General features: G+C 69.7%; 6 protein-coding genes. 3 read left to right on the forward strand and 3 right to left on the reverse strand.

Going from position 1 to position 6,969, the window contains the following annotated elements:
* Positions 1–536: 536 nt before the first annotated feature.
* The 3 genes from AC1D2H_RS22485 (at position 537) to AC1D2H_RS22495 (ending at position 3,883) form a co-directional block, all read left to right on the forward strand.
* On the forward strand, positions 537–1,187 hold the full coding sequence (locus AC1D2H_RS22485) for a hypothetical protein (RefSeq protein ID WP_478012524.1): 651 nt from the start codon (positions 537–539) through the stop codon (positions 1,185–1,187).
* 100 nt (positions 1,188–1,287) lie between these two features.
* The gene (locus tag AC1D2H_RS22490) at positions 1,288–3,114 is read left to right on the forward strand and encodes a S8 family serine peptidase (RefSeq protein ID WP_478012525.1); all 1,827 of its coding nucleotides are present in this window, start codon (positions 1,288–1,290) and stop codon (positions 3,112–3,114) included.
* Positions 3,115–3,235: 121 nt separating this feature from the next.
* Positions 3,236–3,883: a GNAT family N-acetyltransferase gene (locus tag AC1D2H_RS22495; protein WP_478012526.1), complete on the forward strand. Its 648-nt coding sequence runs from the start codon at positions 3,236–3,238 to the stop codon at positions 3,881–3,883.
* Here AC1D2H_RS22495 and AC1D2H_RS22500 read toward each other — a convergent pair.
* From AC1D2H_RS22500 to AC1D2H_RS22510, 3 genes are read right to left on the reverse strand one after another with little or no spacing between them, the layout of a single operon-like run.
* Complete coding sequence (locus tag AC1D2H_RS22500) at positions 3,880–5,010, reverse strand: ATP-binding protein (RefSeq protein ID WP_477937207.1); 1,131 nt, start codon at positions 5,008–5,010, stop codon at positions 3,880–3,882. The genes AC1D2H_RS22495 and AC1D2H_RS22500 overlap by 4 nt on opposite strands.
* On the reverse strand, positions 5,004–5,717 hold the full coding sequence (locus tag AC1D2H_RS22505; protein WP_477937209.1) for a response regulator: 714 nt from the start codon (positions 5,715–5,717) through the stop codon (positions 5,004–5,006). Before AC1D2H_RS22505 ends, AC1D2H_RS22500 begins: the two co-directional genes overlap by 7 nt.
* The gene (locus tag AC1D2H_RS22510) at positions 5,714–6,607 is read right to left on the reverse strand and encodes a dioxygenase family protein (RefSeq protein WP_478012527.1); all 894 of its coding nucleotides are present in this window, start codon (positions 6,605–6,607) and stop codon (positions 5,714–5,716) included. Before AC1D2H_RS22510 ends, AC1D2H_RS22505 begins: the two co-directional genes overlap by 4 nt.
* Positions 6,608–6,969 lie beyond the last annotated feature (362 nt).

Consider the following 6,969-nt stretch of genomic DNA (forward strand, 5'->3'; position numbering starts at 1 on the left):
CCGAGCTGCTGCTCGCCTGGGCTGAAGGCGTCGCCGCGCCGGGCGCGTGGATCAAGGCCCTGGCCGACCCCGCCACACTGGCCCGGCTCGCCGGCTGGGCCTTGCGGCCCACCGAATACCTGACGAGCACGCCACTGCAGCAAGCGGTACCGCCCGCCCTAGCCGCCGGGCCACGGCGCCGACTGCACGGCCGAGGCGCTCGAAGGCCGCTTGCAGGCTGGCCAGGCGCGAACCGCGGGCGGCGAGCTGCAGATCGAGTTCGAGGCTTGGATCCATGTCTTCCCTTCGATTCGGCCCTTTGATGAAGCCATGCCGACGGGCACTCCAAGGCCTGTGGGCATCACCGGGTCGAAGGGCCGGCACAGGCAAACCGATGGAACCTGACCCCCCGGGGATCGGGGGGAGAAAGCCCCTGCTTTGCCTGCCCCGTGGCAACGTCCATCACACAGCGCTCACCAAGCATCAGCACGACGCCGGCTGAATAGAGCGCGGGAGGGTTCCAACCGGCGTCGCACCGTAATCGGGAGGAGTTGATGTTGCGTCTCAAGCCTTTGCACTGGCTGCTGGCCTTTGCTGCCCTGTTCGCCACCTGGACCGCGCAGGCCACGGTGATCTTCACCACCACCTACGCGCTGACGAACGCCGACGCGAGCCAGTTGGGCCGCTTGTCGCGCTCCGGCGTCCCTCAGGACTGGACCATGAGCGTGCCCTTCCCGGGCGAAATCAACCCCGCCACGTCCTACCACTATCAGACCTTCACGCTGGATCTGGACGGTTTGATGACCGGCTTCACTTTCGGCCAGTACCTGCAAGTCTCGGTGGACTACGGTGCCGGCAGCTCCGACTTCGTGGCGGCCTACCTGGACAGCTACAACCCGGCCGCCAAGGGCACGGGATGGCTGGGCGACACCGGCTTCAGCGGCAACCAGTTCGGCAACCCGGACTACTTCCAGATCATTGCCGGCAGCGGGCACGACCTCGTGCTGCTGCTCAACGACACGGATGGCGTGATCAATGCCAGCAACGATTCGGTGACCATCATGGTCGAGGCCTTCACCGACACCTCGTACACCGATCTCGCAGCCTTGCCGCCGCCCGGCAGGCTTCCCGAGCCGGCCAGCCTGGCGCTGGCGGCGGTCGCCTTCGTGGCGATGACCCGCGCACGGCGTCGTCGCAAGGCCAGCTGATCCCAGGGCCTCAGCCCAGCCACTGCGCGGCGGCAGTGGCGATGGCTGGCCACGCCCGCCGCGTTCGTACCCCCCTACCGAGCCCAGCAGGAGCAAGTTCATGACCTCGAACAGGTTTTCGACGGCTATACGCCGCCTCGCCCTCATCGCCCTCGCCATCGCCGGCGCACCGTTCGCGTCCGCCCAGGTCAGCGACGCCGCCAAGCCCGACCTCGACAAGCTGCCGGCAATGRCGACCGTGCGGGCCATCATCAGCGAGAAGCTGCAACGCAACGCCGCGCAGAAGAAGCTGCACACCGACCTGCTGTTTGCAGGCAAGGCCGCACGCGGGCAGCGCGTCAAGGGACTGGAGGGCGTGTATGGCGACGCCACCGCTCGAGCCGGCGTGGACGCGGCGGGCTCGGTCACGGTGGACGTGAAGGGCAGCATTTCCGAGGCGATGAAGTCGCGCGTCCTGGCCCTGGGCGGCACGATCATCAATTCCCACCCCGAGTTCGGCGCCATGCGGGTGCAACTGCCGGTGGCGGCCGTCGAAACGCTGGCCGAGGATGGCGGCGTGACGCAGGTGACGACCGCGGAGCAGTACCAGCTCAGCGTCGGCTCGCTGACGACGCAGGGCTACATCAGCCACAAGGCCAACGTCGCCGGCTTCACGGGCGCCGGCGTCAAGGTGGGTGTGCTGTCCGACAGCGCCTCGCCCGCCCGCGTCGCGGCGCTGATGGCCAGTGGCGACCTGGGGCCTGGCACCACGGTGCTGGAGGCCAGCAGCGGCACCGACGAGGGCACGGCGATGATGGAAATCGTCCAGGACCTCGCGCCCGGCGCACAGATCTTCTTCGCCACCGCCAACGGCGGCCAGGCCCATATGGCGGCCAACATCCTCGCGCTGCGCGCGGYTGGCTGCGACATCATCGTGGACGACGTCAGCTACTTCGCCGAAGGTGCCTTCCAGGACGGACCGATCGCGCAGGCGGTCAACACCGTCACCGCTGACGGTGCGCTGTATTTCTCGTCGGCCGCCAACAGCGGCAACCTCACGTCCGGCACGTCGGGCACGTGGGAGGGCGACTTCCTCAACGGCGGCGCCATCACAGGCCCGATCGCCGCGGCCGGCGAGACCGGCGACATCCACAACTTCGGCACGCCGGGCTCGCCAGTGCTGTTCGATACGCTGACGGTCTCGACGCGCTTCGTGTCGCTGAAGTGGTCCGACGCGCTTGGCGCCTCCGGCAACGACTACGACCTGTTCCTGCTGAACCCCGCCGGCACGACGCTGACCGCCTTCTCCGCCGCCGCGCAGACCGGCACCCAGGACCCGGTCGAGATCATGTCGACGGCAAGCACCTTCGCGGCCGGCTCGCGCCTGGTGGTGGTCAAGTTCAGCGGCGTTGACCGCGCCCTGCGCCTGGACACCCACCGCGGCCAGTTGAACATCCGCACCAACGGCTCGACCTTCGGCCACAACGCCGCGGCCACCACGGTCAGCGTGGCCGCCGTCGGTTGGAACTCCGCCAAGACCGGCACCAAGCCCTTCGTCGGCGGCGCAGCCAACCCGACTGAAACCTTCAGTTCCGACGGCCCACGCAAGATCTTCTTCAACCCCAACGGCACGGCTGTCACGCCGGGCAATCTGCTCTACGCGACCGGTGGCGGCGCGACGCTGGCCAAGCCCGACATCGCCGCGGCCGACGGCGTCACGACCAAGACGCCGGGCTTCAATCCCTTCTACGGCACCTCCGCCGCGGCGCCGCACGCGGCCGCCATCGCCGCCATCGTCAAGTCCGCCAAGCCCAGCATGACGGGCGCGCAGATCCTGACCGCGATGAAGGCCACGGCGCTGGACATCCGTGCCGCGGGCATCGACGCCGACTCCGGCGTGGGCCTCGTGATGGCCAAGGAAGCCGTCGACTACGCGCTGACGCACTGAGCGCCGGCCCCGGCCCTGCTGCCGGGCGATCCCAGGCCACCGCACGCGGTGGCTTTTTTTCGTCTTGAGGCCATGCCTCTGCTGCCATGTTTCGCCCGCTCGACCGCCTAAGCTGAGGCGCATGGATCTCGATCGAATGGATGACACGACGCTGCTCGCGGCCTGGGGCCGCGGCTGGGCGCTGTCGCGTGGCACCGCGCAGCCGCAAGCGCTGGAAGACGGCGCCTGGCGCATCGCCGTGGGCCAGCCGGGTCACATTGAACGCCATCTGCTGCCCGCCTGGCCGCTGCCCCGGCTACGTGCCTGGGCTGAGCGCGAGGCCCGTCCGGGCCTGTGGCTCAAGGTGCTGGCCGACCCCGTCGCGCTGGCCTTGCCGGCCCCATGGACCGTGCATGCAACCGAATACCTGATGAGCGCACCGCTGGACGCCCTGCCGCAGCCCGCCCTGGCGCCGGGCTACCGCCTGGACTGGGTGACGGACGGACCGAACGCCGAATGCCGGGCGCTGACCGCCGATGGCGAAGTCGCCGCGCGCGCCCGCGTGGCCTGGAGCGGCACACATGCGGTGTTCGATCAGGTCGTCACGGCCGCCGCCCACCAGCGCCGCGGCCTGGCGCGACAGCTGCTCGCGCGGCTCTACGACCTCGCGCGCGGGCACGGTGCCGGTACCGGCGTGCTGGTGGCGACCGAGGAAGGCCGGGCGCTCTACACGGCGCTGGGCTGGCGCGTGAATGCACTCGTCACCGCAGCCAGCGTCGACGCTCTCTAGAACACCACCTCGGCCCGCAGTCCGCCCTCGGGCCGGTTGCTCAGCACCAGCAGCGCGCCCTGGCGGCGCACCAGCTGCTGGGCGATGTACAGGCCCAGCCCCGTGCCGCCGGTGGCGCGATTGCGCGAGCCCTCGACACGGCGGAAGGGTTGGCGCACGCGCTCCAGCTCGGCCTCGGGAATGCCGGGGCCGTTGTCTTCGACGACGAGGCGGGTCACACCGGCCGCCAGGTCGACGCTGACCTGGGCACTGCCGGCATAGCGCAAGGCATTGCCGACCAGGTTGTCGACGACCCGGCGCAGCGCGACCGGGTCGGCGCTGACGACGGCCGGCGGGCCTTCGAAGCTGACGCGGGCACCGGCCTCGGCCAGATCGTCGACGGCCGACTGGGCCAGGGCCGACAGGTCGATCTGCTGGGCCGCGGTCATCTCTGCAGGCCGAAACACCTCGATGACGCTCTCCACCAGCCGGTTCATCTCGCGGATGTCTTCCACGCAGCGCTCGCGCACGCTGGCCTCGACCTCACCCGTCTCCAGCCGCAGCCGCATGCGCGTCAAAGGCGTGCGCAGGTCGTGCGAGATCGCTGCGATCATCAGGCCGCGCTCCTCGAACTGTCCGCTCAGTTCGGCGGCCATGCGGTTGAAGACGGCAGCGGCGTCGCGCACCTCGCGGGTGCCCTCGTCCTCGTTCAGCTCGGGCGCCGGCCGCCCCTGGGCCAGGGCGGGCGTCAGTTGCTGGGCCGCGCTGACGAGGCGGCGCACTGGCTGGGCCAGCCAGCGCGACCCCCACCAGGCCGCCAGCGCGATGACCAGCAGACGCACGCCGTAGTCGATGAGGCTGGAGCCCCAGGGCAGATTCGGCGGCAGCGACGGGAAGGTCGGCATTCGACCCACCGGTTCACCGCGCGGCGGCGGGCCGGCGTCATCAAAACCGTCGCGTGGCGGGGGCATGGGGCGCGCACCGTCCGCATGCATGGGTGGCGGTGGCGGGCGGGCGCCCATGCCGGGGCCTTGCAGCGTCTGCGACACCAGGCTCCAGGCCGCCAGATGGCTCAGCGCCAGCGCGGCCCACATCAGCAGGAACAGGCGCAGGCCCAGGCGATCCCAGTCCTTCCAGGGTCTCAGCACGGGCTCACCTCGGCGTCGAAAAGATAGCCCTCGCCGCGCACCGTCCGGATGGTGCTGGGCTCGCGGGCCGTGTCGCCGAGCTTGGCGCGCAGCCGCGACACGGCCAGGTCGATGCTGCGGTCATTGACCTCGACGCCAGGCGCACGGGTCAGCTCGATGAGCTGGTCACGGCTCAGCACCCGGCCCGGGCGCTGCGTGAAGGCGGCGAGCAGGCGGAACTCGGCGCTGGACAGCGCGATGCCGACGTCCTCGTCGTTGATGAGCTGGCGCGTCATGCGGTCGAAGCGCCAGCGGCCGAAACGCAGCAGGCGCGTGTCCTCGGCCAGGGTCTGGCCGCCCTTGTGGGCGCGCCTCACCAGGGCCTGCAGGCGCGCGACCAGTTCGCGCGGCTCAAAGGGCTTGGCGAGGTAGTCGTCGGCGCCGAGCTCCAGGCCGACGACGCGGCTCATGGTGTCGCCGCGCGCCGTCAGCATCAGCACCGGCGGTGCGTCGGCCTGCGTGCCCAGCCAGCGCAGCAGCACGAGGCCGTCCTCGCCGGGCAGCATCAGGTCGAGCACGATGGCGTCGACCTTGGCCGCAGCCATGACCTGCCGCATCGCCCCGCCGTCGGCCGCCGCACTGACCTGCCAGCCAAAGCTCTCCAGATAGGCTTTCAGGCTGATGCGGATCTCGGCGTCATCATCGACAACGAGGCAGTGTCCATTCATACGGCGATGCCTACTTTCAAACGGGCGACGTAGCCGGCGCTGACGGAGCCGGTCATCGTCGCGAGCTGCGTCGAATAGCCGTCGCTGAAGATGCCATCGGTCGACAGGCTGATGGCATTGTTGTTCGCCGCGCTGTTGCCATAGCCGCTGGTGGCGTAGACGGCGGTGTTCGAGTCCGACGGGAAGCACAGCTGCGAGGTGCGCAGCTTGTTGTTCCAGTTCGTCGCCGTCGTCGTGCTGCGGTAGACCTCGAAGTGGATGTGCGGCACGCGGCCCGAGTAGCAGCCCGGGTAGATGGTCTGGAAGGTGGCCAGGCCGTCGCTGCCGGTGGCCTGCACGCCGCGCAGATAGTTCTCGCCGGTCACGCCGCTGGAGTACATGGAGTAGCGGCCCAGCGCGTCGCAATGCCAGAGGTAGATGGCATAGCCCGACAGGTCGGCGCAGGAGGCATTGGTGTTCACGAGCTCGATGATGACCTGAAGCGGCACGCCTGTGGCGACGCCGCTGGCGCTGCCCAGGCTGGAGCGGATGTCGCTGCGCACGATGCCGGACAGGGCCAGCACATTGGCGACGCTGCCATTGGCCGTGTTGGAGCCGTCGCCCGGGTAGGGTCCTTCGGTCTCGGACGGGATGACGGAGCAGCTGCTCGTCGTCGTGGAGCCGCCGGTGGAGCCGGTGGAGCCCGTTGACGAATCGCTCGTCGTTGCGCTGCTGCCCCCGCCACCACAACCGCCCAGCGCGATCGCGCCTGCGCCGGTGAGAGACATGGCGCCCGCGCCCAGCAGCCAGCGCAGCGCGGCGCGGCGCTCGAAGCTCTGCTGGTGCAGCCGGCTCAGGTCGTGGGCCAGGCCCAGGTCGTGGTCATGCTGGGGGTCGTGGTCGTGGTGCATTGCGGCTCCTTCAGGTGTCGGATGGAGGCATTGCAGCGCCGCGATGTATCGGGGGGATCGGCAGATTGTGTCGGGGTGGAAATACGCGTTTGCTCTGCGAGGAGCCTTTCGACTCGGTGCAGTGCCGCGGGAATCCGCCCCGCGAGGGCGGGTAACTTTTCTCTGACGCGCCAGAGAAAAGTCACCAAAAGAGGAGCGCTAATGCAATCCGCACTCGAGCGGGATGAGGCGCTCGCGTTGCTCGAAGCGGGCCGCACCCCGAAGCGAGCCGCTGCGCTCTCGCCTACCACTTGTGCCGAGCACCAGCTATCGGGCCTTCACGCCGCTTAAGTCGCGGCTGCACGCCGACGCCCGACAAGTAC

This window comes from Roseateles sp. P1_C1_2, from assembly GCF_056406535.1.

What these genes read in the sequence shown, in the direction of transcription:
- AC1D2H_RS22495 (WP_478012526.1), top strand. Translation starts at nt 3,236, where the DNA reads ATGGATCTCGATCGAATGGATGACACGACGCTGCTCGCGGCCTGGGGC.
- AC1D2H_RS22505 (WP_477937209.1), bottom strand. Translation starts at nt 5,717, where the DNA reads ATGAATGGACACTGCCTCGTTGTCGATGATGACGCCGAGATCCGCATC.
- AC1D2H_RS22510 (WP_478012527.1), bottom strand. Translation starts at nt 6,607, where the DNA reads ATGCACCACGACCACGACCCCCAGCATGACCACGACCTGGGCCTGGCC.